This window comes from Pseudoalteromonas sp. PS1M3 (assembly GCF_016865405.1).
Taxonomy (GTDB): Bacteria; Pseudomonadota; Gammaproteobacteria; order Enterobacterales; family Alteromonadaceae; genus Pseudoalteromonas; species Pseudoalteromonas marina.
This window is the reverse complement of record NZ_AP022624.1, coordinates 2524194-2549585: the sequence shown is the minus strand read 5'-3', so window position 1 is coordinate 2549585 and position 25392 is coordinate 2524194. Positions and strand designations below refer to the sequence as shown.

Annotated in this window: 25 protein-coding genes; 21 read left to right on the top strand and 4 right to left on the bottom strand. The window is 38.3% G+C overall.

What is annotated here, in order from left to right; all coding sequences use genetic code 11:
- The first annotated feature begins 9 nt into the window (after nucleotides 1-9).
- From fliS to PS1M3_RS11805, 11 genes are all read left to right on the top strand, one after another.
- Entirely contained in the window at nucleotides 10-429 is a 420-nt protein-coding gene (fliS, locus tag PS1M3_RS11855) for a flagellar export chaperone FliS (protein ID WP_203984393.1), read from the top strand.
- Entirely contained in the window at nucleotides 430-780 is a 351-nt protein-coding gene (locus PS1M3_RS11850; protein ID WP_203984392.1) for a hypothetical protein, read from the top strand.
- A complete protein-coding gene (locus tag PS1M3_RS11845) occupies nucleotides 773-2857 on the top strand; it encodes a 6-hydroxymethylpterin diphosphokinase MptE-like protein (RefSeq protein WP_203984391.1) in 2085 nt (694 codons plus the stop codon). Before PS1M3_RS11850 ends, PS1M3_RS11845 begins: the two co-directional genes overlap by 8 nt.
- A 142-nt stretch (nucleotides 2858-2999) precedes the next feature.
- Nucleotides 3000-3644 (top strand): formyltransferase family protein, encoded by a 645-nt coding sequence (locus PS1M3_RS11840; RefSeq protein ID WP_203984389.1) that lies wholly within the window; start codon nucleotides 3000-3002, stop codon nucleotides 3642-3644.
- The gene (pseG, locus tag PS1M3_RS11835) at nucleotides 3641-4747 is read left to right on the top strand and encodes a UDP-2,4-diacetamido-2,4,6-trideoxy-beta-L-altropyranose hydrolase (protein WP_203984388.1); all 1107 of its coding nucleotides are present in this window, start codon (nucleotides 3641-3643) and stop codon (nucleotides 4745-4747) included. Before PS1M3_RS11840 ends, pseG begins: the two co-directional genes overlap by 4 nt.
- Nucleotides 4740-5774 carry an N-acetylneuraminate synthase family protein gene (locus PS1M3_RS11830; RefSeq protein WP_203984383.1) on the top strand — a complete coding sequence of 345 codons (1035 nt, stop codon included), beginning with the start codon at nucleotides 4740-4742 and terminating at the stop codon, nucleotides 5772-5774. The genes pseG and PS1M3_RS11830 overlap by 8 nt, the downstream gene beginning before the upstream one ends.
- Nucleotides 5750-7003, top strand: coding sequence for an ATP-grasp domain-containing protein (locus tag PS1M3_RS11825; protein WP_203984382.1), 1254 nt, complete (start codon nucleotides 5750-5752; stop codon nucleotides 7001-7003). Before PS1M3_RS11830 ends, PS1M3_RS11825 begins: the two co-directional genes overlap by 25 nt.
- A gap of 56 nt (nucleotides 7004-7059) precedes the next feature.
- The gene (locus PS1M3_RS11820; RefSeq protein WP_203984380.1) at nucleotides 7060-7851 is read left to right on the top strand and encodes an amidohydrolase family protein; all 792 of its coding nucleotides are present in this window, start codon (nucleotides 7060-7062) and stop codon (nucleotides 7849-7851) included.
- Nucleotides 7848-9041, top strand: a complete 1194-nt coding sequence (locus tag PS1M3_RS11815; protein ID WP_203984379.1) for a pyridoxal phosphate-dependent aminotransferase — start codon at nucleotides 7848-7850, stop codon at nucleotides 9039-9041. Before PS1M3_RS11820 ends, PS1M3_RS11815 begins: the two co-directional genes overlap by 4 nt.
- A gap of 12 nt (nucleotides 9042-9053) precedes the next feature.
- Nucleotides 9054-9725 carry a PIG-L deacetylase family protein gene (locus PS1M3_RS11810; RefSeq protein ID WP_203984378.1) on the top strand — a complete coding sequence of 224 codons (672 nt, stop codon included), beginning with the start codon at nucleotides 9054-9056 and terminating at the stop codon, nucleotides 9723-9725.
- A 48-nt stretch (nucleotides 9726-9773) separates the two neighbouring features.
- Nucleotides 9774-10481, top strand: coding sequence for a class I SAM-dependent methyltransferase (locus tag PS1M3_RS11805; RefSeq protein WP_203984377.1), 708 nt, complete (start codon nucleotides 9774-9776; stop codon nucleotides 10479-10481).
- An 8-nt stretch (nucleotides 10482-10489) separates the two neighbouring features.
- On the opposite strand, the gene pseF is transcribed toward PS1M3_RS11805, so the two are convergent.
- The 3 genes from pseF to pseB are packed head-to-tail and all read right to left on the bottom strand — an operon-like array spanning nucleotide 10490 to nucleotide 13370.
- Nucleotides 10490-11185, bottom strand: a complete 696-nt coding sequence (gene pseF, locus PS1M3_RS11800) for a pseudaminic acid cytidylyltransferase (protein WP_203984376.1) — start codon at nucleotides 11183-11185, stop codon at nucleotides 10490-10492.
- Nucleotides 11186-11187: 2 nt separating this feature from the next.
- The gene (gene pseC, locus PS1M3_RS11795; RefSeq protein WP_203987318.1) at nucleotides 11188-12348 is read right to left on the bottom strand and encodes a UDP-4-amino-4,6-dideoxy-N-acetyl-beta-L-altrosamine transaminase; all 1161 of its coding nucleotides are present in this window, start codon (nucleotides 12346-12348) and stop codon (nucleotides 11188-11190) included.
- A 20-nt stretch (nucleotides 12349-12368) separates the two neighbouring features.
- Nucleotides 12369-13370 carry a UDP-N-acetylglucosamine 4,6-dehydratase (inverting) gene (pseB, locus tag PS1M3_RS11790; RefSeq protein WP_203984375.1) on the bottom strand — a complete coding sequence of 334 codons (1002 nt, stop codon included), beginning with the start codon at nucleotides 13368-13370 and terminating at the stop codon, nucleotides 12369-12371.
- Between the two features lie 185 nt (nucleotides 13371-13555).
- On the opposite strand from pseB, the gene PS1M3_RS11785 reads away from it, so the two are divergent.
- Together PS1M3_RS11785 and PS1M3_RS11780 are read left to right on the top strand one after the other, a co-directional pair.
- Nucleotides 13556-14341 (top strand): flagellin, encoded by a 786-nt coding sequence (locus PS1M3_RS11785; RefSeq protein ID WP_203984374.1) that lies wholly within the window; start codon nucleotides 13556-13558, stop codon nucleotides 14339-14341.
- A gap of 161 nt (nucleotides 14342-14502) precedes the next feature.
- The gene (locus tag PS1M3_RS11780) at nucleotides 14503-15939 is read left to right on the top strand and encodes a sigma-54-dependent Fis family transcriptional regulator (protein ID WP_203984373.1); all 1437 of its coding nucleotides are present in this window, start codon (nucleotides 14503-14505) and stop codon (nucleotides 15937-15939) included.
- A gap of 186 nt (nucleotides 15940-16125) precedes the next feature.
- Here PS1M3_RS11780 and PS1M3_RS11775 read toward each other — a convergent pair whose 3' ends face one another.
- Nucleotides 16126-16722 carry a DNA-3-methyladenine glycosylase I gene (locus tag PS1M3_RS11775; protein ID WP_203984372.1) on the bottom strand — a complete coding sequence of 199 codons (597 nt, stop codon included), beginning with the start codon at nucleotides 16720-16722 and terminating at the stop codon, nucleotides 16126-16128.
- Between the two features lie 131 nt (nucleotides 16723-16853).
- On the opposite strand from PS1M3_RS11775, the gene PS1M3_RS11770 reads away from it, so the two are divergent.
- The 8 genes from PS1M3_RS11770 to fliJ all read left to right on the top strand — a co-directional run bounded on the left by PS1M3_RS11770 (nucleotide 16854) and on the right by fliJ (nucleotide 25303).
- The gene (locus PS1M3_RS11770; protein WP_203984370.1) at nucleotides 16854-17966 is read left to right on the top strand and encodes a PAS domain-containing sensor histidine kinase; all 1113 of its coding nucleotides are present in this window, start codon (nucleotides 16854-16856) and stop codon (nucleotides 17964-17966) included.
- On the top strand, nucleotides 17963-19429 hold the full coding sequence (locus tag PS1M3_RS11765) for a sigma-54 dependent transcriptional regulator (protein WP_203984369.1): 1467 nt from the start codon (nucleotides 17963-17965) through the stop codon (nucleotides 19427-19429). The genes PS1M3_RS11770 and PS1M3_RS11765 overlap by 4 nt, the downstream gene beginning before the upstream one ends.
- A 157-nt stretch (nucleotides 19430-19586) precedes the next feature.
- Nucleotides 19587-19919, top strand: a complete 333-nt coding sequence (gene fliE / locus PS1M3_RS11760; protein WP_008132633.1) for a flagellar hook-basal body complex protein FliE — start codon at nucleotides 19587-19589, stop codon at nucleotides 19917-19919.
- Nucleotides 19920-19939: 20 nt separating this feature from the next.
- Nucleotides 19940-21655, top strand: a complete 1716-nt coding sequence (gene fliF / locus PS1M3_RS11755) for a flagellar basal-body MS-ring/collar protein FliF (protein ID WP_203984368.1) — start codon at nucleotides 19940-19942, stop codon at nucleotides 21653-21655.
- Nucleotides 21648-22694, top strand: coding sequence for a flagellar motor switch protein FliG (gene fliG / locus PS1M3_RS11750; RefSeq protein WP_006792737.1), 1047 nt, complete (start codon nucleotides 21648-21650; stop codon nucleotides 22692-22694). Before fliF ends, fliG begins: the two co-directional genes overlap by 8 nt.
- A gap of 3 nt (nucleotides 22695-22697) precedes the next feature.
- On the top strand, nucleotides 22698-23504 hold the full coding sequence (fliH, locus tag PS1M3_RS11745; RefSeq protein ID WP_008132631.1) for a flagellar assembly protein FliH: 807 nt from the start codon (nucleotides 22698-22700) through the stop codon (nucleotides 23502-23504).
- 18 nt (nucleotides 23505-23522) lie between these two features.
- Nucleotides 23523-24857 carry a flagellar protein export ATPase FliI gene (gene fliI / locus PS1M3_RS11740; RefSeq protein WP_006792739.1) on the top strand — a complete coding sequence of 445 codons (1335 nt, stop codon included), beginning with the start codon at nucleotides 23523-23525 and terminating at the stop codon, nucleotides 24855-24857.
- Nucleotides 24857-25303 (top strand): flagellar export protein FliJ, encoded by a 447-nt coding sequence (fliJ, locus tag PS1M3_RS11735; protein ID WP_008132630.1) that lies wholly within the window; start codon nucleotides 24857-24859, stop codon nucleotides 25301-25303. Before fliI ends, fliJ begins: the two co-directional genes overlap by 1 nt.
- Nucleotides 25304-25392 lie beyond the last annotated feature (89 nt).

Genomic DNA, 25392 nt, shown 5'->3' with positions numbered 1-25392 from the left:
AGGTGAAAAATGAATTTACGTGCAAATACTTACCAAAAAGCTCAAAAAGAGCTTTCTCTCTCTGAGGCAGATCCGCATCAAGTGATTCAGATTCTCATGCGTGAGTTTCTGACTCAGGTTTATCAAGCGAAAGCGTTTATTAATCGAAAAGAAATTGAAGCGAAAAACAATAGCATTAAAAAAGCAATTAGTATTATTGGTGGGCTCAAAGGCGGGTTGAACTTTGAGCAAGGCGGCGGTATCGCAGACAATCTTAATAACCTTTATGATTATATGGTAGTGAGACTTTCAGAAGCCAATACGCAAAATTCAATTGAAATACTTGATGAAATTAATGAACTATTTTCGCCTATAAAAGAAGCTTGGGATGGTATTTCCGAACAAGATAAACAAAAAGGCTTTGCACTCTTACAACAAAGCAGTATTTAAGTGAACGAGCTACTAGACAACAAAGTTTTGCAAATTATTGAAAGTTTAAAAGAGCTATTAAAGAAAGAATTAGCTTTGACAGAGGATGAAAATTATAGTGGCTTAACAGAGGTTATAGAAAAAAAAAATAACCTGTTGGGAGAGTTACTTTCGCTTTCAAACAATCTTGAACAGCAGAATAAAGCGTTTGTGAATACATTTATAATCAATCTGCAAGTAGAAACCGAAAAGCAACGAGCCATTTTAGGTGATGAAAAAATAAAGTTGCAAGCTTTGTTAACTTCGATGCAGAAAAAGAAAAAACACTTAAAAGTGTACTCAGATGTTATAGGAACGAGTGATCATGAATGACCTAACATTGGCTATAAATGAAAAACTAAGTGAGTTAGAGCGCTATCAATCATTTTTACAAACACAGATTGATATCCGAAAAAAATATGAGGCTGCTTTAAAGGATTTTGTTCGCCCAGATTTTGATTTAGAAAAGATGTTTCAATCTAATATGCAATCCTTTGAGCACACGTATCCTGATATACACAATGCCTTTATAAATTACCAACTCACTCGCTTTGAACTACATATGGACGACGGTAACGTTAATATTTACGACACCGAAAAAAGAATTAGCCTATACAAGCAAGATGTTTATCAAGACTCTCACGTACAGTACCTTGGGTTTAAAGAAAAACCAGTTGTTTTAAGTAATAAGTTTTCTGTGCGTGAAAAAGTAAATGATCGTTTTATTCATAGCCAATTCCTCAATAAACTTGCAATTAAACTAAAAGAGCAGAACGAGCTAAAAAAGAATAATTACTTACCTAAGGTAATGCCAAGTTTAATGTTAATGGGCGTAGGGTGTGGTTACCATATACACTCACTTCTAAAAGAACATATAGTGAAGAAGCTCTACATCTATGAGCCGCATCTTGATTTACTTTATTTGAGCTTATTTTTAACAGATTGGGCGGATATTTTTGAGCTGCTAAACGTACATAATACGGAACTGCATTTTAGTGTTGGCGAGTTTGATACTGAACTGGGTATTAATAAAGAAGTAGAATCAGTGTTTCAGCGCTTTGGCCGCTTTTTCTCAGGGTACAGTTTTTTATATAAGCATTACCATGATGATTACTTAGATCGTGTTACTAAGCAACTGTCGTTACAGTTTGTAGGTAATATTTTAGGCTTTGGTTTTTATGATGATGCAATTCTAAGCATTGAAAATTTTTCAAAAAACTTTGATGTGCCCTTTCTTAGACCCGATAGTTTAGACGAGTTAAAGAATATACCCGTCTACTTAATTGCTAACGGCCCTTCATTAGATAAAGACATACAATGGTTGATGGAGCACCAAAATAACGCCATTATCATAAGTTGCGGCACTGCCTTGAGCGCTCTACATAAATACGGATTGAAACCTGATTTTCATTGTGAAATGGAACGCTGTCAAATCACACATGATGTGTTAGCTTCATTTTATGATAAAGATTTTTTCAATGGTGTAACACTGCTTGCTTTAAATACAGTATTGCCCTCTGTTTTTGCTATGTTTGAAAATAAAGTCCAAGGCGTAAAATGGGGGGAAGCAAGTAGTAAGCTTTTTGTTCAAGGTCTAGGGCTTCAAGTGAAACCTGCATTGTTGGTGAATTGTAATCCAACAGTGAGTAATTGTGCGTTGGCTTTTTGCGAAAAAATAGGTTTTACAGATATAGCGTTGTTCGGTGTTGATATGGGTTATAAGTCTAAGCAACATCACTCTAAAAGTAGTGTCTATTATAAAGGAGACCAAGACTCTGGTTTATACACACACAAAGCTAAGTATAAACTAAAAGCCAATTTTGATGCTGACGCTTTAGTGGAAACAGATGAGATATTTAAGTATTCACACGCTGTACTTGAACGAACATTAGCGCAAAATCCGCATTTAAAGGTAAAAAATTGCAGTGACGGGGCTTATGTTGAAGGTGCTAAGCCAACTCAGGCCGATTCATTAGTTAGTACGTTAATAGAAAATAAAGCCTCACTGATTTCAAATATAGCTGAAACGATTAAAAGCTCAGAGGCTTATACTAGTGATGCTTTTGTTGCGCTTCACAATGATGTGTCGTTGTTTTTAGATTTGTGTGACTTATTCATTGAGCAACTGTCAGGTAAACCAGCTTCAATTGATGCAGCGTTAGGATTATTAGATGAGCAACTTCGTCGCCTATCTAGTTTGCATAATACTACAATTAGCTACTTTGATGAGATATTACGCGGTACTATATTACATACCCATTCCATGCTAATAAATTCGTTATATAGCCACTGCGATGAGACACTAGCACTAGGAAATTACTATAAAAGTGCGAAAATAGTATGCGAATACCTTGAAGCTATAAAGGAAGATTATTTTGCCAGGTTTGGTGATGGATTATTTAGAGTGTAATAGGTAATTAAAAGTATAGATATTCAACATTATCTGTAATGCTTACAAGATAATTTTAATTTGAGGTAAAAACTATACACGTTAAGGAACATAGTTCTTGAGTTCAATCTGTACCTTAAGTTCTCGGCTTTTATGGTGATAAATGTATTTTTCCAGTGTAAATATTTTAGTTGATAATCAGTCATGGGTTTTACCACATGCAACAATTCTATATAAAAAATTAAAAGAATATAACTTAAAGGTTAGGTTTGTTAGATCCCAAAACGACTTAGATTATGCTGATGTAACTTTCTTATTGGGTTGTACGCAAATTGTATCATCTGAAAACCTAGCGAAGAGTAAGCATAACTTAGTAGTTCACGAAAGTGCTCTGCCGAAAGGTAGAGGGTTTGCACCTATGGCATGGCAGATTATTAATGGTGTAAACACTATTCCAATATCTTTAATTGAAGCTACAGATAAAATAGATAGTGGAAAAATCTGGCTAAAAAAGCATATGTGTTTAAATGGCAATGAACTTTACGATGAATGGCGAAGCATTCAGGGCAAGTTTACGATATCGTTATGCTTAGAATTTATCTTATCTTATGACAGCCTAGTTGCTCAAGTCCAAAAAGGTGAACCTACATACAACAAGAGAAGAACAGCTAAAGATAGTGAACTAGATGTCAACTTGTCTATCGGTGAGCAATTTGATTTATTAAGGACTGTTGATAATAAAAACTTCCCTGCATTTTTTTATTACCGCGGCAGTAAATATACAATTTTAATTAATAAACTAAAATGAGTCATCTTTTTGATTTATATATACGGGCAGATGCTTCGAGTGTAATTGGATTAGGTCATATATACAGAACGCTCGTTTTTGCAAAATACGTAATGCAGCATGGTGCTAAAGTATACTATTTTTGCAGAGCACATGACAATTATGATTACAACTGGCTACTAGAATACGGTGTTGAGATCTATATAGGAAAGTCACACAATCAAGCAGAATTAGATAGTGTTGAAAATAATGCAGGCTATAAAAGCTGGCTAGGTACGAATAGCATTGATGATAGCAATGAATTTATTCTGCTTTTGTCTCAGTCTCCAAAAGAAAAAGTTATTGTATTAGTCGACCATTATGGCGTTGATTTTTATTGGGAAAATCGCGTCAAGCAGCATTGTAACCAGTTGATAACAATAAGTGATATTGCATCAAGAACATTTTCGGCAGATATGATTGTTGACCCAACATTTAACCGTTTGCCTCAAGAGTACTTATGTTGTGTCAAATACAATACGCAAGTTTTAACTGGTGCGAGTATGTGTTTCATAGATAATCGCTTTCTTGAATTAAAGAACGAAACATTAAATCGGCGATTTAATGTTTCGGCTGTGGATAATATTTTAGTCATGTTTGGTGGCTCAGATCCATTAAACTTAACAAGTAAGTTACTAGATCAATTAATAGATGCTGAGATACAATATAGTATAAATGTTGTTATCGGTGCTGGAAATCAGTGCAAAAATGATATCGAAAATAAATATTCTAATATCCCGTTTATAACACTTCATTTTGATTCTAAAGATATGCCTAAATTAACATCTGAGGCAGACTTGGCCATTGGCGGTGCAGGAAGTGCATGCTGGGAGCGTGCAGTGTTGGGGGTACCTTCTATTATTGTGCCTTTTGAGTCAAATCAATTAGATATAGCCCATTCTCTGGATAGAGCCAATGCTGCTGAAATTGTATATTTGGAGCAGTTTTCAAGTTTAAGTGAGCGTATTGTTTTATTGTGTGAAAATCATAAAAAACGGAAATTATTAACAAAAAACTCAAGCATTATTTGTGATGGACAAGGGCCATTTAGACTTTATACAAAATTAGTAGATAAATATGTTTAATAAAGAAATTTTTATAGGTGAACGGTGCATAGCTAACAGTGAGCCAACGTATATAATTTGCGAGATAGGTTCAAACCACAATCAAAGTTTAGCTAAAGCTAAAGAAATGATTGGAATAGCCCATGAGTGTGGTGCTGATGGAGTAAAGTTTCAATCACTAAAATTCGATCAGCTTTATAAGGTAGATAAAACGCCTAAAGAAACTGAAGAGCTGTTTGAAAAAATTCATCTTGAAGAATCTTGGTACAAAGAATTAGCGTTACATAGTCAAAAAGTGGGTATAGATTTTTTATCAGCACCTACTTATCTTAACTCTATTGAATTACTCCACAACGTTGGGTGCCCAGCTTTTAAGGTTGCGTCTCCTCAATTTGATCTATTTCCTGAAATTACGATTGAAGCGGCTAAGTATAATAAGCCACTATTTATGTCTGTTGGAATTAGTCGTATGGGCGATATTGACCGAATGGTAAAGCTCTGTAGAGAAAAAAGTATAAAAGATGTGGTTTTATTACACTGTGTATCTCAGTATCCAACCCCACCTCACAATGCAAATTTATCTTTTATACGTACCCTGTCGTCAATGTATGATGCTATTGTGGGTTATAGTGATCATACTTTAGGTATACACTTTCCTGTTTCAGCAGTTGCTTTAGGTGCTAGAGTCATTGAAAAACACTTTACATTAGATAAGTCGGATAAAGGACCAGATCATCATTTTGCATGTGAACCAAACGATTTTAAAATGATGGTGAACCAGATAAGAGAAGTTGAAGTTGGTATCGGTAATGGGGAAAAAGCTCCTTTAACAGAGTGGGAAAGTAAACACCGTCAATCTATTGCAATGAAGTTTGTAGCTTCTAAAACTATAAAAGCTAATACACACTTTAGGCTTTCTGATTTTCATTTACTTCGTGCGGAAGGAGGAATAAGCAGAGAGCATTTAGATTTACTTATCAATAGTCAGATACAAACTGAGCTTAAAGAGGGGGAGTTATTAACATGGAAAAATATATGTCTCCCCTGAATGAGGGTAAAAGCGTTTTATTAATCAATATTGGCTGGGAGCAGCAAGATTATATCGAAAAGCTTCATAACTTAGGTTGTAATATATTTGCAGTACATCATGAAGAGTGTACTTTTGATAGTCGCCTCAAAGACCTTCTTATTTGCGATTACTTCTGCGTTGATGAAATAATCCAATTCGCTTTGCAGAAAGAGATAACAGCCGTCTTGACTGATCAGTGTGACTATGCGCTATATGCTGCTGCTGCTGTAAATGATGCGCTCAATCTTACAGGGGTGAGTATGAGAGAAGCTATTTCTACAACTGATAAAGGTATTCAGCGCAACTTAGTATCATCAAGCAATGATACTTTGCTTCAGCCCCGTTGGTTTTTATGTAAAGACATTCAAAGTGCTCATGATAATATAGAAACAATAGGCTTTCCTGCGATAGTTAAGCCAGTTGATGCAAGAGGGAGTTTTGGAGTTACTAAAATAGAGATGTTGGCTGAATTAAAGAGTGCATTTTTTAGTGCTATAGCTCAGAGTTCCAGTCGGCAAGTAATTATTGAGCAGTTTATATTAGGTGAACAGTATACAATTGATGGCTATGTAGATTTAAAACAAGGCGCTCAAGTTTTAAACATTGCAAAAAAAAAGATGCTCAGCGAGAGCGTGCAAGTAGCCGTGGAGATATCTTATAATCAATCAATACCAGCACATTTATATTCAAGATTAAGAGAGTACAATCTTGCTGTTGTAAATGGATTAGGTCTTAAATTTGGTATGACTCATGGAGAGTATATGGTCACCCCGAGTGGTGATATATATTTGATAGAAATAGCAAATCGGGGAGGCGGGTGTTTTACCTCTACTTTAATTTTGCATAGCTCCACAGGTTTTGATTTTTCTTCAAAATTAATAGCAGACTCTTTAGGAATAGAATCTCAAGTTTGTAATTATAATTTGCTTTCAAAAAATAGCATTAGCCTAATCTTTTTCAGTATTCCTAAATCAGGGAAAGTTAAAAGTATTATAGGTGTCGATAATTTACTTTCAAACCCCAAAATACTCTACTACCGCTGTAATATAGCTGTTGGTGAGGATGTTGTGGTCACTAGTAATGATGCTGACCGACATGGATTTATTATTGTAAAAGACGCACAAGCAGTGAACATTAATTATGAATTGCAAGTGGTTGGTATTAATTTTTATAATGGTGAGGTTATTAATCCGATATGTTACCGATAAAAGACTGTATGTTATGTGATGCTAACTTTCATTTACCTACGAGTTCAGGTCTAGACTTGCAAGATCCTAAAAATAAATCTGAATTAGATAAGGTTATTGAGCAAGAATTTAATATTTATCAGAAAGATTTAAAGGCAGTTTTTAATGAAGCATTACTAAAAACTGAATTGTTGGGCTTAAGTCATGCACATTACATGATTTTGGACGGGAATGTTGCAAGCAGTTTAGTACTAAATGACTTTAGTGAAATTTTTTTGAATATTCACGTTTCTTTGTTGTTAGATTTTAGGAAGGAAAACTATAAAGAGATTATTGATGAAGTTAGTAGGCAGGGGGCTGCAGGTATAAAGTTACATCCCTACTTACAAGAAATAACTGAAATAAATTATGAAAAAATATTAGAAGTCGTAACTTATGCATCTGAAAAAAAGCTAATTATTTCAGTTGATTGTTCATATGGAACGAAAAATTTATATAGAAGTAATGGGGTTCATTTAATTGCTTTTCTCCTATCTAAAAATATTAAGACAAAAATAATTGCGTTACATTTTGGAGGGCCAAAAGTGTTAGAGCTTATGTCTTTAATGGTGCAACATACTAACCTTTACTCTGAACTATCTTTGTCTTTAACTTATTGGAAAGGTAGCTCTGTATGGCAAGATTTATGTTTTACAATTAAGAAGGTAGGAGCTTACAGATTTATGTTTGGCAGTGATCAACCGTTTATCGAGTTTTCTAGAGCAGTAGATGATTTTAATACCTTTTGCAAATACGCTGATTTATCTGAATCAGAGGTACTTAGTTTGTCAAACAAGACATATTTAGATATTTTTGAAGGCTACTCATGAACCCAACAGTAAAAAGTATTCCTCAGGCTTTGTCTGTATATATTAATCAATTAGTATATGAACTAAAACAGAGGCAGCTAGACATCACAACCCTATCAATGGGGGAAGCTTATTTCAATATTCCTTCAATAGATTTTAATGATATTGACTATGAAGCGGGTTACCATTATTCGGATAGTCAGGGGTTATTATCACTACGCAAAAAAATAAGTGATTATTATTACAACTCGCATGGTGTTAAGTTTTCCTCAGAGAACGAAATATTAGTTACTGCTGGTTCTAAAATTGTCATTTATATGGTTATGTTGGCTATATTAAAAAAAGGTGATGAAGTATTAACACATGAACCAGCTTGGTTAAGCTATCAAGAACAGGTTAAGTTAGTGGGGGGGGAATCATCTTTTATTCCCTATGATGTTTCTGTAGAGTGTTTTGAAAGTTATATTACCAACAAAACGCGCTTAATTATTATTAACAACCCTAATAATCCTCAAGGTAAGATATATAATAAGTCTGAAATACAACTTATTTATAGGCTATGTTTAAAGTACAAAATTTATTTACTAGTTGACGAGGCCTATAGTGACTTTGTTGAAGGAAATGAATTTTGCTCTGCGGGCAGAGCAATAAAAGAATTAGATAATCTTATTATAGTTAACTCTTTATCTAAAAATTTTGGTATGTCTGGTTGGCGCATTGGCTATGCGATTACGAATAATGAATTAATTAAAGAATTACTTAAATTAAATCAACATCTGATAACCTGTGCGGCTTCACCTTTGATGATGTACCTAGATAAACATTTTGAGACAATACTTAATTTAACAAGGCAACAAGCCGTTTTAGTCACAAAAAAAAGAAACAGAATAGTGAGAAAAGCAGAATCACTTGGTTTCATGTGTTTACCTGGTAGTGCAACATTTTATATTTTTATAGACCTTAATGAATACAACGGAAGTGTTTTTAACTTAGCGCTATATTTGTTACTAGAATGCAAGATCGCGGTCGTGCCTGGCTTAGCATATGGGAAAAGTACAGAGAAGTGTATAAGAGTTTCAGTTGGTACAGAGAGCGAAAGCGATATTATAAAAGCACTAAAAAAAATACAAATTGTAATTAATAATTCTGACCTACTAAAAATAGATGTAGATTTACTCTTGAAGAAACATAATCTACCGAACTATTATTGATAAGGATATTTTATGTCGACTATATTAGTCGTTGTTGCACACCCAGATGATGAAGTTTTGGGATGCGGAGGTACCATCGCACGACATACTTCCCAAGGAGATAAAGTTGTTCTTTGTTGTATGACAAATGGTGTTTCTGCGAGGGGGGAGTTTAGAGAAGAGCAATTAAAGCGACAACTTGCACAGAAAGCAGCGTCAGAGGAGCTGGGGCTATCTGATGTTATTAACTTTGATTTTCCTGATAATCAATTAGACACTGTCCCTTTGTTAACTATAGTTAAATCAATCGAAACGGTGATAAAAAAATATTTGCCCACGATTATATATACTCATTTTGCTGGTGACTTAAACATAGATCATTACATTACAAATAGAGCTGTCTTAACTGCCTCCCGCCCTCAAAAAGGAGATTCGGTAAATGAAATTTATAGTTTCGAAATATTAAGTAGTACAGAGTGGTACCCGAGTGGAGCACAGTTATTTTCACCACAAATGATTGTTGATATCACTCATGTATATGGACAAAAAGTACGTGCGTTGAATTGTTATGATTTAGAGTTAAGGCCACCCCCCCATAGCCGAAGTGATAAATGTATTCATGCACTAGCTACTTTAAGAGGTAATACGCATGGGTTTGAGTTTGCTGAAGCTTTTATGGTTGAAAGAATACTAGTCGGTAAATAACATTTTTATATGAATAATGCGGGTTAAATTTTTTATTAGGATGATTAAATGAGTCAACCAGAAAGTGTTAGAAAATTAAAGTTTATAGAAGAAGATACACAATATTTTGATTTTATAGAGTCTTTAGAGAATATGGCAATTCCAACTAAAGATTTCATTTATCATTTTCCACTATATGCGGGGCAAGTCAATATTGCTAGACTAATCACATTTTATGAAATTTATAAGCTGGTAATAAATATATCAGGATCAATTGCAGATATAGGTACATGGAAAGGGGCATCTTTGCTTACTTTAGCTAAGTTGAGTAGTTTGTTAGAGCCTCATTCAAATACAGAGTTATATGCGTATGACTGGTTTAAAGGGACTCAAACTGAGTCAGACAATAAGCAAAATAATGAAATAATTTACCAAGGTAGTCGTACTGATTTAGAGGAGCTTATTGCCTTGCAAGGTTTTACAGATCGAATTACTGTAAATGAGATAGACTTATCTAGAGATACCTCAAGTTACTTTGAATGTAACAACTGGCTGAGGTTTAAATTAATATTTATGGACTGTGGTATAAAATCAGTATTGGAGCATTCTTTACCGCAGTTTTGGGGAAAACTTTCTAATGGAGGTATATTAATTTTAGATCATTATAATCATCCAAGCTCTCCCTATGAGTCAGATGTAGTGCAATCATTAATAGGTGATAGGACTATTCATCAACTTCCCTTTTCAAGAAGTCCTACAGGATATGTTATAAAATAAAAAGCCTGTTAAGGCTTTCTATTTTGCAATATCTTATAGGCTAGTTCTGCGCGTTTCCAGTCTTCTATAGTATCAATATCATGAACAAGATGTTTTGGAATTAAAATAGCCGAGCTTTGAGCTGAAAAAAATGGCTTCAATTCTTTTATTGCGTTAGGAGCACACCAATAAAATTGGCCAGCATCATGGTAAGCGGGTGTTAAATCTTGTGAGCGGCTGCTCAAATGCTCTGGTTGGAACATAGTGATCTTATCTTTTTGATTAAAATAAAATGCTCGCTGTATTGGGAAATTGTACTCAGTTGCAGAAAATGCGTAATTTAAGTTTAAGGATGTTATACACTTTTTTCCCTCTATAAGAGCTTGTGCTGATAAGAATGGAGACGTAGCGTATATACAACATATGTAATCAACAATGAGATTGCTTTTTTCTAACCATGATAAGGCGTGTCCTAAAACTGCAAGTGTACCAGTATGATCATCTGCTAGGTTGCTAGGGCGAATAAATGGTACTTCAGCGCCATAATTTTTAGCTACCTCTGCTATTTCTAAATCATCAGTTGACACTATTATTCGATCAAAAACACCAGACTTTCGAGCTGTTTCAATCGAATATGCAATTATTGGTTTACCATGAAAGTTTTTAATATTTTTACGGTGTATACGTTTGCTACCGCCACGAGCTGGTATAATTGCGATATTCATAATTAACCTGCCAAAATCGTTGTTAGTGCAGCAATAACATTATCTTGTTGATCTAATGTCATGCTATGAAACATCGGAATCGATATTGCCTCACTGTAGTAACGCTCAGCTTCAGGATAATCTCCCTTTAGAAATCCCATTTTCTGATAGTAAGGCTGTAAATGAATTGGTATGTAGTGCACGTTCACACCTATTGCAGCCTCTCTTAGCTCATTAAATACTTGCTGGTAAGACTTTGTGATTTTATCTAAGTGCAATCGAATCACATATAAATGCAAACCTGAGTACGTATGGGGCAATTGATAGGGTAAAGTTATGGGTAAATCAGCCAGCTTTTCGTTATAACGCTTAGCTAATTGATGACGAGCTACGACAAATTTGCTCAGGCGCTTCATTTGTGAAATGCCCAACGCAGCTTGTAGCTCTGTCATGCGATAATTAAAGCCCAAATCAATTTGCTCATAATACCAAGGGCCATGAGATATATTTTTCATAAAGGATTCATCTCGGGTAATTCCGTGGCTCCGATAAAGCCGCATTTTATCGGCAAGTTCTTGATCGTTGGTTAGTGCCGCACCGCCTTCAGCAGTCGTGACTATCTTTACCGGATGAAAACTAAAGACGGTAATGTCACTGTACTTACATGCACCGATAGGTTGGCCGTCATAACGACCTCCGATAGCGTGTGAAGCATCTTCAATCACCTTAAAGCCATACTCTATTGAAAGCACATGAATTGCCTCCATATCGCAAGGTTGACCACATAAATGAACAACTACAACAACCTTGGGGAGAGTACCTTGTTGTTCTGCTTTTTTGAGCTTTGCTTTTAAAACTACAGGGCATAGATTGTAAGTTGTGGGATTTATATCAACAAAGTCGATAGATGCACCACAATACAGACCACAGTTAGCCGAAGCGACAAATGTGATAGGAGTGGTCCAAAGTGAATCTCCTGGCCCTAAACCCAATGCTAAGCATGCAATATGCAGTGCAGAGGTTGCGCTATTTACCGCAAGAGCGAAATTTGCGCCCGTTGCAGCAACTATTGACTGCTCAAAGGCTGGAACTTGAGGGCCTTGAGTTAAAAAATCAGATTGTAATACATCAATCACAGCATTAATGTCATCTTGTGTAATACTTTGTTTGCCATAGGGAATTATCATATTAGTCATAAGAAGTACTACAGTAACGCTTGAACATTGAAGTTTTTGATTTCTTCTATACTCATGTAATCAGGGTTGTCTAATGAGTTATACTCAAATCCTTGGCATACTTTCTTTCCTTTTTCGCCAATTGCATTTTCAGTAAAGTCGTTGCTTCGGCTGCTAAATTTAATACCTGGGGCAATAACAAAGTGGTCGTTGTACTCGTAGGTTTCAAAACATAAATCAGCGGGGCACATAACCTCATGAAGTTTTTCACCAGGGCGAATACCAATTATTTTTAGTGGTAAGTCAGGTGCCATTGCTTTTGCAAGATCGGTAATACGAATTGAAGGGATTTTAGGAACGAAAATTTCACCGCCTAACATGCGTTCAAAATTAGTAAGTACAAAATCGACGCCTTGTTGAAGGTTTATCCAAAAGCGAGTCATTTCATCGTGTGTGATTGGGATGTGATCGCGCCCTTCATCAATAAACTTTTGGAAAACTGGCACAACAGAGCCGCGAGAGCACACCACATTGCCGTAGCGAACAACAGAAAAGGTAGTGCGGTTGCCACCTGCAATATTATTAGCGGCTACAAAAAGTTTGTCTGATGCCAGTTTTGTGGCGCCATACAAATTAATTGGGTTTGCAGCCTTATCGGTAGACAAAGCGATTACTTTTTCAACATCGTTATCAAGGGCTGCATCAATTACGTTTTCGGCCCCATTAATATTTGTTTTGATACATTCCATTGGGTTGTATTCAGCGGCCGGAACCTGCTTCAAAGCAGCTGCATGAATAACGTAGTTTACACCGCGCATGGCACGTATTAATCTGTCTTTATCTCTTACATCGCCAATAAAATAACGCATACAAGGTTGGTCAAACTCTTGTTGCATTTCAAATTGCTTAAGTTCATCGCGTGAAAAAATAATGATTTTTTTTGGATTGTAACGCTCAAGTAGTGTCTTGACGTATTTTTTCCCGAATGAACCGGTACCACCGGTGATTAAAATTGTTTTGTTATCGAACATAGTGCTACCCAAATTATTTATTATTGGCGTTGTATGACACGCAAACGTGATTTTTTAATACACATCTCAATACTTTAACCACTAAGCAAGCAAAGTGCCAAGTTAATTTAGTCTAACAATGGTACAAAGGGCAAAATTTCGCAAATTAAGCTATAATTTAATCAGTCAGCACCACGGAGGCCGTTATGAAAATTCAATCAGCATCAGCTAACTTTTTAAACCAAACTCAGCAAACAAATAACAAACTTGCAGAGCAACTTGCAACAGGTAAAAAAGTAAATACCGCAGCAGATGATGCAGCGGCTTTGCAAATTATTGATAGGCTTACTTCACAGCAAAATGGTTTTAGCCAAGCTGTAAGTAATGCGTATGACGGGATTTCATATACTCAAGTAAGCGAAGCTAACTTGAGTGGTGTGAATGATGCCGTTTCGCGTATTCAAGAGTTATCAATTCAAGCGGGTAACGGTGCATTGACTGACAATGATCGTGCTGCGTTGCAAGAAGAAGTCGTGCAATTGCAAAGCCAAATATCTGAAACGTTCGAAAATGCTTCATTCGGTGGTAAGCCTTTATTTGATGGTCAAGCTGTCACGTTTCAAGTTGGTGCTGATGCGAATACAAACCAAACGGTAAACTCTACAGATGGTAGTTTTGCCTCTGCGTTATCAACCATTGATATTTCAACCCAAGCCGGTGCTCAAGCGGCTATTGACATCAGTAAGCAAGCAAATGATGAAATAAATGCACAACGAGCTGAGTTAGGTGCATTTCAAAATACGTTGGCAAGCACAATTAAAGGGTTAGGGACGCAGCAAGAAAATAATGCAGCCAGTCAAAGCCGCATTCAAGATACCGATTACGCCCTAGCAATTTCTCAACAAGTGTCTAATGACATTTTAGCGCAATCATCAGTTGCTCTTCGTGGCCAGGCTAACCAATCTGCCGAGTCTATTTTAGGCTTACTTTAAATATTAATACTTAATAGTTAATTCTTAAGTATGATTGAATTAACGAGTGCGTCTGTTTTTTGGCGTTTATGTCAAAAAACTGCCGCTATCACTTGCATCCGTGCTTAACTGGCTTACAATTTAGTTAATTACATTAAAGAGTGAAGCACGGCTCGCTAACTATGATCCTGATTTTAGATAATAATAACAATCGCTCTATTGGGTTAAACGCATCACTTGGTTTTATCGGTGAGGTTACTCATCGTTTAGATGAAGACAACTTTGAACAAGAGTGTGCAAAATATCAGCAGCATGAGTGCATGGTCATTTTAGGGGCATTAAAGTCTCTCGATCACGAAAACTTAATTAAGCGCTACCCAACACTTCCATTTTTATTAATAGGTGAAACGTTAAGACCATTACTTAGCATTGCTAATGTAGTTGGACTTATTTGTGAGCCATTTAATCACGAAGTGACCACACAGTTGCTTCATGATTGCCAGCAGTATCATCGTATGTTGCCGGGGGAGCACAAAAATACTCAGCCACATAAATCTTTTGATGGCCTTGTAGGTGAAACACAAGCTGTAAAAGAGGTTCGCTTTTTAATTGAACAAGTAGCAAAAACAGATGCAAACGTTTTAATTTTAGGTGAGTCAGGTACTGGTAAAGAAGTGGTTGCACGTAACGTTCACTTGCTATCTAAACGAAGTACAGGGCCATTTGTGCCTGTAAACTGTGGAGCTATACCTGCAGAACTATTAGAAAGTGAACTTTTTGGCCATGAAAAAGGGGCGTTTACAGGGGCTATTTCTGCGCGTAAAGGCCGTTTTGAGTTAGCGCAAGGCGGTACGTTGTTTTTAGATGAAATTGGTGATATGCCGCTACAAATGCAGGTTAAACTTTTACGCGTATTACAAGAACGAAGCTACGAGCGTGTAGGTGGCACTAAGGCGATTCAAGCCGATGTACGTGTTATTGCTGCAACACACCGCAACCTCGAAACCATGATTGAAGCAGGCAGCTTTCGTGAAGATTTATATTACCGGTTAAATGTATTCCCTATAGAGAACCCGTCGTTAAGTGAGCGTGCTGATGACATTCCTTTACTACTTAAGGAGTTAATGCGTCGCGTAAACGAGCAAACGGGCACGACAGCTAAATTTACTGAGCGAGCAATCGAAAGTTTAAAAGAGCATGCATGGCCGGGTAATATCCGTGAGCTTGCGAATTTGGTTGAGCGCATGGTTATAATGTTCCCTGAAAAGGTAGTGGACATCCCTGATCTACCCAATAAATATCGTTACATTGAGGTAGATGCTTATGAACCTGAATATCCTGAAGAACTTATGGAAAAAGATGCTTTTAACGATATATTCAGCACAGGGTTTAGTGACTATGAAAACGAACCCGAGGCAGAGTTTAATAGCAACGCTAGCGGCTTACTTCCGGAAGATGGCATTGAGCTTAAAGAGTATTTAGCTGAGCTTGAAATCAGCCTAATAACCCAAGCATTAGAACGATATGATTACGTGGTGGCTCGGGCAGCTGAAATACTGGGCGTAAGAAGAACAACGCTCGTAGAGAAAATGAAAAAGTACAACCTTTCAAGAGATTAGAAGTACGAAAGTGGTGAAATACTCTTCGTTATTTTAATCATTTATGATCAATCACTTTACGGGCTTTGCCCGTCACGCAAGCTTGGCGTCTACAAGATAAACACAAACTTAAACCATGGCGGTAGACGCCGAGCTTGCTCGCGTGAAAAGCAAAGCTTTTAATTACTTACCTACCTGTTTAGCTGCTTACTCACCACAAAAAGCCTCAATAATTTCTTCTTTTCTAAAGCAGTCATTACTATGATCGTTAACCATACCGCAGGCCTGCATATGAGCGTATACCGTAGTAGGTCCTAAAAATTTAAAGCCGCGCTTTTTTAAATCCTTCGAGAAGGCTGTTGATTCTTTGGTGATTGCAGGCGTCTCTTCGGTATAATTTAAATTGCTCACGATCGGTTTGTTATCAACAAACTGCCATTGATACGCGCTAAAACTGCTAAATTCTTTTTGAATGTCTATAAATTGCTTGGCATTATTTATTGTGGCGTTAATTTTTAAACGGTTTCGTACGATATTTTCATCAAGCATTAAACGCTCAACATCGTCTTGGGTAAACAACGCGACTTTATCTACATTAAAATTAGCAAATGCATTTTTATACCCTTGTCGTTTTTTTAAAATAGTATACCAACTTAAGCCTGCCTGAGCCGACTCTAGCGTTATAAATTCAAACAGTGTTTGGTCATCGTAAACAGGGACGCCCCATTCTAAATCGTGATATAAAACGTAATCGGGCTTGGTTGCGTCTAACCAAGCACATCGGCATTTTTTTTGCTCACTCATACATATTCCTTTTTATGCGCGTCATTTTTATGTCACGCTATTATTATTGTAAGTCAATGAAAATAATGTAAATAAATTTTGGTACACATTGTGCATTAAGCTCTGTATCTATACAAATTCGAGATTTGATTATGGCCCTTGCGAGCGTGCTTAAACCACAGTTTATTTCTGCAAATCAGTATAACCCATGTTTACTTCAAGAGGAGTACATAGGTGAGTTAAGCGATCTGCGTCAGCAAGCAAGTTGGCTTTCACATTTAGTTGATACCATGCCCGCAGGTGTGGTTGTGCTTGATGGTAAAGGAATGATTGCAAAGGCCAACCAAATAGCCATTGATATGTTAGGCGAACCTTTAGAAGGTGAAAAGTGGTTTAGCGTTATTCAACGCTCTTTTAGACCGCATCAAGACGATGGTCACGAAGTATCGCTTAAAGATGGCCGTTTAATTAAGCTTGATATAACAGCGTTAGCGCCCGAGCCGGGCCAGCTAATTTTAATGACCGACTTGAGTGAAACACGCCGTTTACAAAAGCGAGTTGCTCATATGCAGCGCCTAAGTGCTTTGGGTAAAATGGTGGCGTCGCTTGCACATCAGGTTCGAACCCCACTTTCAGCGGCCATGCTTTATGCTGCTAATTTGGGCTCTAAGCGTTTACCCGAGGCATCTCGCGATAATTTTCAAAGCAAGTTGATGTCACGCTTAAAAGATTTAGAAACTCAAGTAAACGATATGCTACTTTTTGCCAAAAGTGGCGACCAACAAGTTGTTGAGCAAGTGTCTATGCAGCAGTTACTCAGTGAGGTAAAAGCGGGTGCTGATGCTATGGTGACACTAAATGACAGTCATTTAGCTGTTAACCTCCCAGAGCCAGATATTCAAATAACAGGCAATAAATCAGCCATAGCCAGCGCAATTCAAAATTTAATCCATAACAGTATTCAAGTCATTGGTGCTGGCGCTGAAGTAAAATTAAGTGCTGCGACTGACGAGCAAAATCCAGATTTTGTTCGTATCAGTGTATCCGATAACGGTCCAGGTGTTGATTTAACTCAAGCAGAAAAAATATTTGAACCCTTTTATACCACTAAAAGCCAAGGCACAGGGTTAGGGCTTGCTGTTGTGAGTTCGGTTGCAAACGCTCATCAGGGGCGTGTTGACGTGACTAATAATAAAGGCGGTGGAGCATGCTTTAGTTTGCTTTTACCTATTCGCACCGCATCTAAATTAGAGGAATCATTATGAGTAACACTATTTTAGTTGTCGAAGATGATGCAGGGCTTCGCGAAGCCTTAATTGACACACTCGAAATGTCGGGGATTGAATGTATTGCGGCTAATTGTGCAGAGCAAGCCATGTTATTGCTAAAAAAAGAGCAATTTTCGCTGGTGGTGAGTGATGTACAAATGGGCACTATGAGTGGGCTTGATTTACTACGCAGTATTAAGCTTAACCACCCTGAATTGCCTGTTTTAATGATGACGGCGTACGCTACCATTGACGATGCTGTTGAAGCGATGCGCTTGGGCGCTATTGATTACATGGCAAAGCCGTTTGCACCTGAAGTTTTACTCAATATGGTAAGTCGATACTTACCTGAAAAAGCAAAAGAGACCGACGGCCCCATTGTTGCCGACCCAAGCAGTATTCAACTTTTAGAGTTAGCAAGTAAAGTTGCACGCTCTGATGCGAGCGTTATGGTGCTAGGCCCAAGTGGTTCAGGTAAGGAAGTGCTTGCACGGTATATTCATGATAAATCGAACCGATGCGATGCGCCGTTTGTTGCGATTAACTGTGCAGCAATTCCTGAAAATATGCTTGAAGCAACCTTATTTGGGTATGAAAAAGGCGCGTTTACAGGCGCAATTCAAGCGTGTCCTGGTAAGTTTGAGCAAGCGCAAGGCGGTACTATATTGCTCGACGAAATAACAGAAATGGATTTAGGGCTGCAAGCTAAACTACTTCGTGTGTTGCAAGAGCGCGAAGTAGAGCGCTTAGGTGGAAGAAAAACAATCCAGTTAGATGTACGTATACTTGCAACAAGTAACCGCGATTTGAAAGAAGCGGTTACCGAAAACCAATTTAGAGAAGATTTATATTACAGGCTTAATGTGTTTCCTTTGATGTGGCGACCACTTTGTCAGCGACCTGGAGATATCCTTGTATTGGCTAAGCATTTAATTGAGCGCCACTTAAACAAAAGTAAAGAGCCTATGGCTTATCTTGATAGTGCCGCAGAGAAAAAATTACTTGCTCATTCATGGCCTGGTAATGTGCGTGAGCTTGATAACGTAATACAACGTGCGTTAATACTTAGGACTGGGGATACTCTAAACGAGCATGCTATTTTCATTGAAAACATAGCGGCGACAGATTTTGTAATGGAGCCTGCATCTGTCAGCGCGCAACATACTACTCAGCAACAAATAGGTGTTACTAATAAAGATATTGACCAAGGAGCTATGAGTTCAGCTTATTATGACGAACAGTCATCTCCAGCTGAGCCAACAAAACAAGACTTATTGGCTGTTGATACGGGAAGCTATAAGGATGAGCTAAAAGATAAAGAACATCGTATTATTTTAGAAACGTTAGCAAGATGCCAAGGTAAGCGAAAAGATGTCGCTGAAACGCTAGGTATAAGCCCTCGGACTTTACGTTACAAACTAGCGCAGATGCGCGATTTAGGTATTTCACTCCCCGCATAACATCATTTTTAGCCCTAAATTTACTCTTTGAATTTAGGGCTGTCAAAACTCTGACTTGCCAAACCTCTTCTAACTAATTGAAATTATTAATTTAATTTATTGGCATGCTTTGTGCTTTATTCATGTTAAGAGTTAACTGCATTGTCAGAGACAAATTATGAAAATTCAAAACAGCGCTGTATTTCAAGAAATGCAATCAATGGCTTTAGAGGCTGGCCGTAATAATCAAATCGAAAGACTGCCAGTAAAAACACAAGCCTCATCAACCGCTCAATTTGGCGATATGCTATCGGATGCAATTAATACTGTGCACGGTTTGCAGCAAGATGCTAAACAAAAAGTAGTGGCGGTAGAAACAGGCGACAGAAGCGTGTCTTTGGCTGAAGCAATGATTGCTTCTCAAAAGTCGTCAGTTGCATTTGAAGCGACAGTGCAGGTTCGTAATAAACTTGTCGAAGCTTACAAAGAAATCATGAACATGCCTGTTTAACTAGGTAGTGGAGAATTATTGTGGCGCAATCTAATCAATCAACCGATCTGGCTCTTGCTACTGGTGAAATGGACCAAAGCGATAGCGACGATCAACAAGAACAGAAATCAGGCTACTTAAGTTCGCTAAATGGCGTTGATTTATTGCGCCAAGTAACTTTAGTTATTGCTTTAGGCATTTGTTTAGCGATTGCTATATTTATTATTATTTGGGCGCGTCAGCCAGATATGCGCCCGCTTGGTAAAATGCAGACAGAAGAGCTTATTGAAACGCTCGACTTTTTAGATGCACAAAAAATTGAATACCAAGTAGATGGAAATGTAGTACTCGTCCCTGAAACTGAGTATCAAAATATTAAACTTTTAATGACTCGCGAAGGGTTAGAGCAAGGCCCTACATCGGGTTCAGATATTTTTATGCAAGACATGGGGTTTGGTGTAAGTCAGCGTTTAGAACGTGAACGCTTAAAGCATGGCCGAGAACAACAGTTAGCGCGCACAATTGAAGAGCTCAATAATATTACGCGTGCACGTGTATTGCTTGCCATTCCAAAAGAAAATGTATTTGCGCGCAGAGAGAAAAAGCCTTCAGCAACTGTTGTACTTACTCTTAAGCGTGGGCGTTCGCTAGATAGCGAAGAGGTCGACTCAGTGGTTGATATGGTTGCATCGGCTGTACAAGGTTTAGAGCCGGCTCGTGTAACAGTAACGGATCAAAATGGTCGCTTACTAAATTCAGGCTCACAAACATCGCTTGCTGCACGTTCACGTAAAGAGTACGACATAGAGCGTAAGCGTGAACAAGAATATCTTGAAAAAATAGACAGTATTTTAATACCTGTTGTAGGGCTTGCAAACTACACTGCACAAGTTGATTTAAGTATGGACTTTAGTGCTGTTGAGGAGACGCAAAAACGCTACAACCCAGATTTACCAGCAGTAAGAAGCGAAACAACATTCGAAGAAAATAATATAGGTGGTTTAGCGGTAGGTATACCTGGTGCACTGACGAATCAGCCTCCAGTAAACTCTAATATCCCTGAAGTAGCAGGACAAGGTGGCGCAGGTAGTGCAACTTCACCATCAAGAACGCATAAAGAAGCGACGCGTAACTATGAGTTAGATACAACTATCTCACATAAGCGCCAGCAAACAGGTGTGATACGCAGAATAAGCGTGTCGGTGGCCGTTGACTACATTCCAAAAGTAGGTGAAAACGGTGAAACCACAATGACACCGCGCTCAGTGGAAGAACTGTCAAATATTCGTCGTTTATTACAAGGTGGCGTTGGTTTTGACATGCAGCGTGGTGATGCACTTGAAGTGGTAACGGTTCCGTTTGTTCGCGAAGCAACTGATTTTGATATTAGCGTGCCGCTTTGGGAGCAGGATTGGTTTATGAAAATAATCCGCTTGGTACTGGGTGCATTAGTTATTATTGTACTCATAATGGCGGTAGTTAAACCGATGCTTAAACGCTTAATTTACCCAGACGATACACTTGAAGAATATGACGAAGATGCGTTAAGTGCAGGCGTAGACATTGGCGATAGCACGTTGGATATGCTAAACAAAGACTTTGATTCTGCTTCAATTGGTTTCTCAAGCGATGGTACACTGCAGTTACCAGATTTACATGGCGACGAAGACTTACTCAAAGCAATTCGTGCCCTTGTAGCCAATGAACCAGAACTATCATCACAAGTAGTGAAAGCGTGGTTAACAGAAGATGACTGATCAAGATCAAGAACAAAAACAACTTCCAGCAGCGTTTGATGTTGATAAGCTAGACGGTGTAGATAAAGCCGCTATTTTATTACTGAGCTTGTCAGAGGAAGATGCAGCGCAAATACTTAAGCACTTGGAGCCTAAACAAGTTCAAAAAGTTGGGATGGCAATGGCTGCGTTAGACGACCTGTCACAGGCTAAAATAAGTGCGGTTCACAACTTGTTTATTGAGCAAATTCAAAGCTTCAGTACTATAGGGTTTCAGTCAGAAGACTTTATTAAAAAGGCGCTTACTGCTGCATTGGGTGAAGATAAAGCGGCCAGCCTTATTGACCAAATTGTTATGGGGTCTGGGGCTAAAGGCCTTGATTCTCTGAAATGGATGGACTCTAAGCAGGTGGCGAATATTATTCGTAATGAACACCCCCAAATACAAACGATTGTATTGTCTTACTTAGAGCCTGAGCAGTCCGCAGAAATTATTGCGCAGTTCCCAGAGAAAGTACGTCTTGATTTAACCATGCGAATCGCTAACCTTGAAGAAGTGCAACCAGCTGCACTGCAAGAACTTAACGAAATTATGGAAAAACAATTTGCCGGACAAGCAGGGGCACAAGCTGCGAAAATGGGTGGCTTAAAAGCCGCGGCAGACATTATGAACTACCTAGATACAAACGTAGAAGGGCAGTTAATGGATTCTATTCGTGAACATGACGAAGAGATGTCTCAGCAAATTCAGGATCTTATGTTTGTATTTGAAAACTTAATGGATGTGGATGACCGGGGTATTCAAGCCATTCTACGAGAAGTACAACAAGATGTATTAATGAAAGCAATCAAAGGTGCAGACGACGGTCTGAAAGACAAAATACTGGGTAATATGTCTAAGCGTGCTGCCGATATGCTGGCTGATGATTTAGAAGCAATGGCGCCTGTACGTATTAGCGAAGTTGAAGCTGCCCAAAAAGAAATTCTATCAACGGCACGTCGTTTATCTGATTCGGGTGAAATTCAGTTAGGCGGTGGTGGTGGTGAGGAGTTCTTGTAAGCCATGAGCAAACTCAAAGGGCGTCCACTTCGAGCTGAAGAAGCTGATGAATTATTAAAACATTGGGCTATTCCCGATGTAGCACCTAACGAAAAAAGCTTTGGTAACCGCTCAACAGCCTATGGTACGCCCCTTAGTGAGCTTTATAAAAAAGAGCTTGCCGAAGAAATGCCCGCTGATGAACCCGAAGAGCCCGAGCTGCCAAAGCTTACTATGGTTGAGCTTGAACGCATTAGACAAGATGCTTATGAAGAAGGCCTTAAACAAGGTCATGAACAAGGCTACATTGACGGCTTTGAAAAAGGCGTTAGTGAGGGAAAAGAAGCTGGTTATAAAGAGGGGCTAGAGCTCGGTAAAACTCAAGGCCAAGAAGATATAAAACCGATTATTGAAGAGCAACTAATTAGTCTTAAAGGTATTTTAGAAGCACTTAATTCACCGCTAAAAAAAGTGGATGAACAAGCCGAGTTGCAACTTATTCAATTAGCTAGCATGTTGGCTGAAGCAGTTATATACCAAGAAGTACAAACATCGCCAGATGTTATTTTACATACATTAAAACACAGTATTGATTCGTTAAATGCGCAACAAGAAAAAGTAAAAGTGCATCTAAACCCAACCGATCTAGAGGTTATAAAAGATAGCTATGGCGAGCAAACTATAGCAGACAATAACTGGCAATTAGTTCCCGAACCCACGCTTGAAAGAGGTGGATGTGAGGTAAAAACCGCGCAATCCTCGCTCGATATGACTTTAAAAACACGCGTCAAAGAAACGTTGGATAGCTTTTTGCATAATAGTAATATCTAAATATTTTTTAGGCGTACTATGTCTGTGCAAATTGCTTCTTTGAGCGAACGCTTGTCGCAATATCAACAAAACATTAAGCCCTACACACCTGCAGTGGCGGGTATTTTAACGCGTGTTGTTGGCCTTACCTTAGAGGCAAAAGGTCTGCGGGCGCCTGTTGGTAGTCAATGTAAAATTGAAACCATGAATGGTTTTGTTGACGCAGAAATTGTTGGTTTTAACGACCAAACCTTATACTTAATGCCTAATGATCATATTTCCGGCGTACTGCCAGGTGCTCGAGTAATACCCCAAGTAAATAATTTGGGATTACCTGTAGGGATGAGCCTACTAGGGCGTGTGGTTGATGGCTTAGGCCGTCCACTCGACGGACTTGGTAAAATAAACGCTGAACATTATTTAAAGTTTGCTCAAAATACGATTAACCCTTTAGCCAGACGTCCGATCAGCCAGCCAATGGACGTTGGGGTGCGGGCTATTAATTCAGTGATCACCGTAGGGCAAGGTCAGCGTATGGGCTTATTTGCAGGCTCTGGTGTAGGTAAGTCTGTACTGCTAGGAATGATGACTAGGGGCAGCGAAGCCGATGTCATTGTAGTTGGTTTGGTTGGTGAACGTGGTCGTGAGGTCAAAGAGTTTATTGAAGAAATTCTTGGAGAAGAAGGGCGTAAACGTTCTGTTGTTGTTGCAGCACCCGCCGATTCATCGCCATTAATGCGTTTAAAAGGTTGTGAAAGTGCAGTGACCATTGCCGAATATTTTAGAGACCAAGGTTTAAATGTGTTACTGCTACTCGATTCAGTAACTCGCTACGCAATGGCTCAGCGTGAAATTGCTTTAGCAGTTGGAGAACCACCGGCAACAAAAGGATACCCACCATCGGTTTTTGCAAAACTACCAGCCTTAGTTGAACGAGCAGGTAATGGGGGGGAAGGGCAAGGTGCTATAACAGCCTTTTTCACCGTTTTAAGTGAAGGCGATGATATGCAAGACCCAATTGCAGACGCTGCACGCGCCATACTAGACGGCCATATTGTACTTTCTCGTGAGTTAGCCGACAGCGGCCATTATCCAGCAATAGATATCGAAAAATCTATATCACGTGTTATGCCCCAAGTGGTTTCAGAGCCTCATATGCAACAAGCGCGAGTACTTAAACAAGTGTATTCAATGTACCAACAAAATAAAGACATGATCACATTAGGCGCCTATCAAAAGGGCACTGATCCCATGCTCGACCAAGCAATAAATATGATGCCAAGAGTAAACGGGTTTTTACAGCAAGGTATGCGTGATGTGATAAGTTATGACGATGGGCTGCAAGGGCTAGCCCAATTATTAGGTCAAGGGTAATGGCTAAAAACAAATTTGACTTGCTGCTAAAACTTGAAAGCGACAAAGAAGAAAGTTTACGTATGAGTTATTTGCAAGCTAATCAAAACCTGCAAGCAAACCAGCAAAAACTTCAAGGCTTAAATGACTTTAGGCTTGAATACTCTCAACAGTTACATTTAAAAGGTCAATCAGGTTTATCAAGCGCTGGTTTTGGGCAGTATCATGCGTTTATAGCAAAAATTGAAGAGGCTATTCGGCAACAAGCAAGTACTGTAAATACGGCAAAGCAAGTTGTTTCACAGCGAAAAACGTTGTGGTTAAAACAGCAAATAAAGGCTAAAGCGGTGGCTAAATTGATTGAAAATCAAAAAATAAAAGCAGCAGCTGTGGTAGCTAAAAGCGAGCAAAAAATGCTGGATGAGTTCACATCTAATCAATTTTTTCAGCGTCGCAAGCTTTCTTAAGTTAGGCACGTTTATTGCTTTATTAATGGGTGGTATTTAATTTTGGGCAATGTGCGGTGACATGTTGCCGTAACCGTATTAGGTGACTT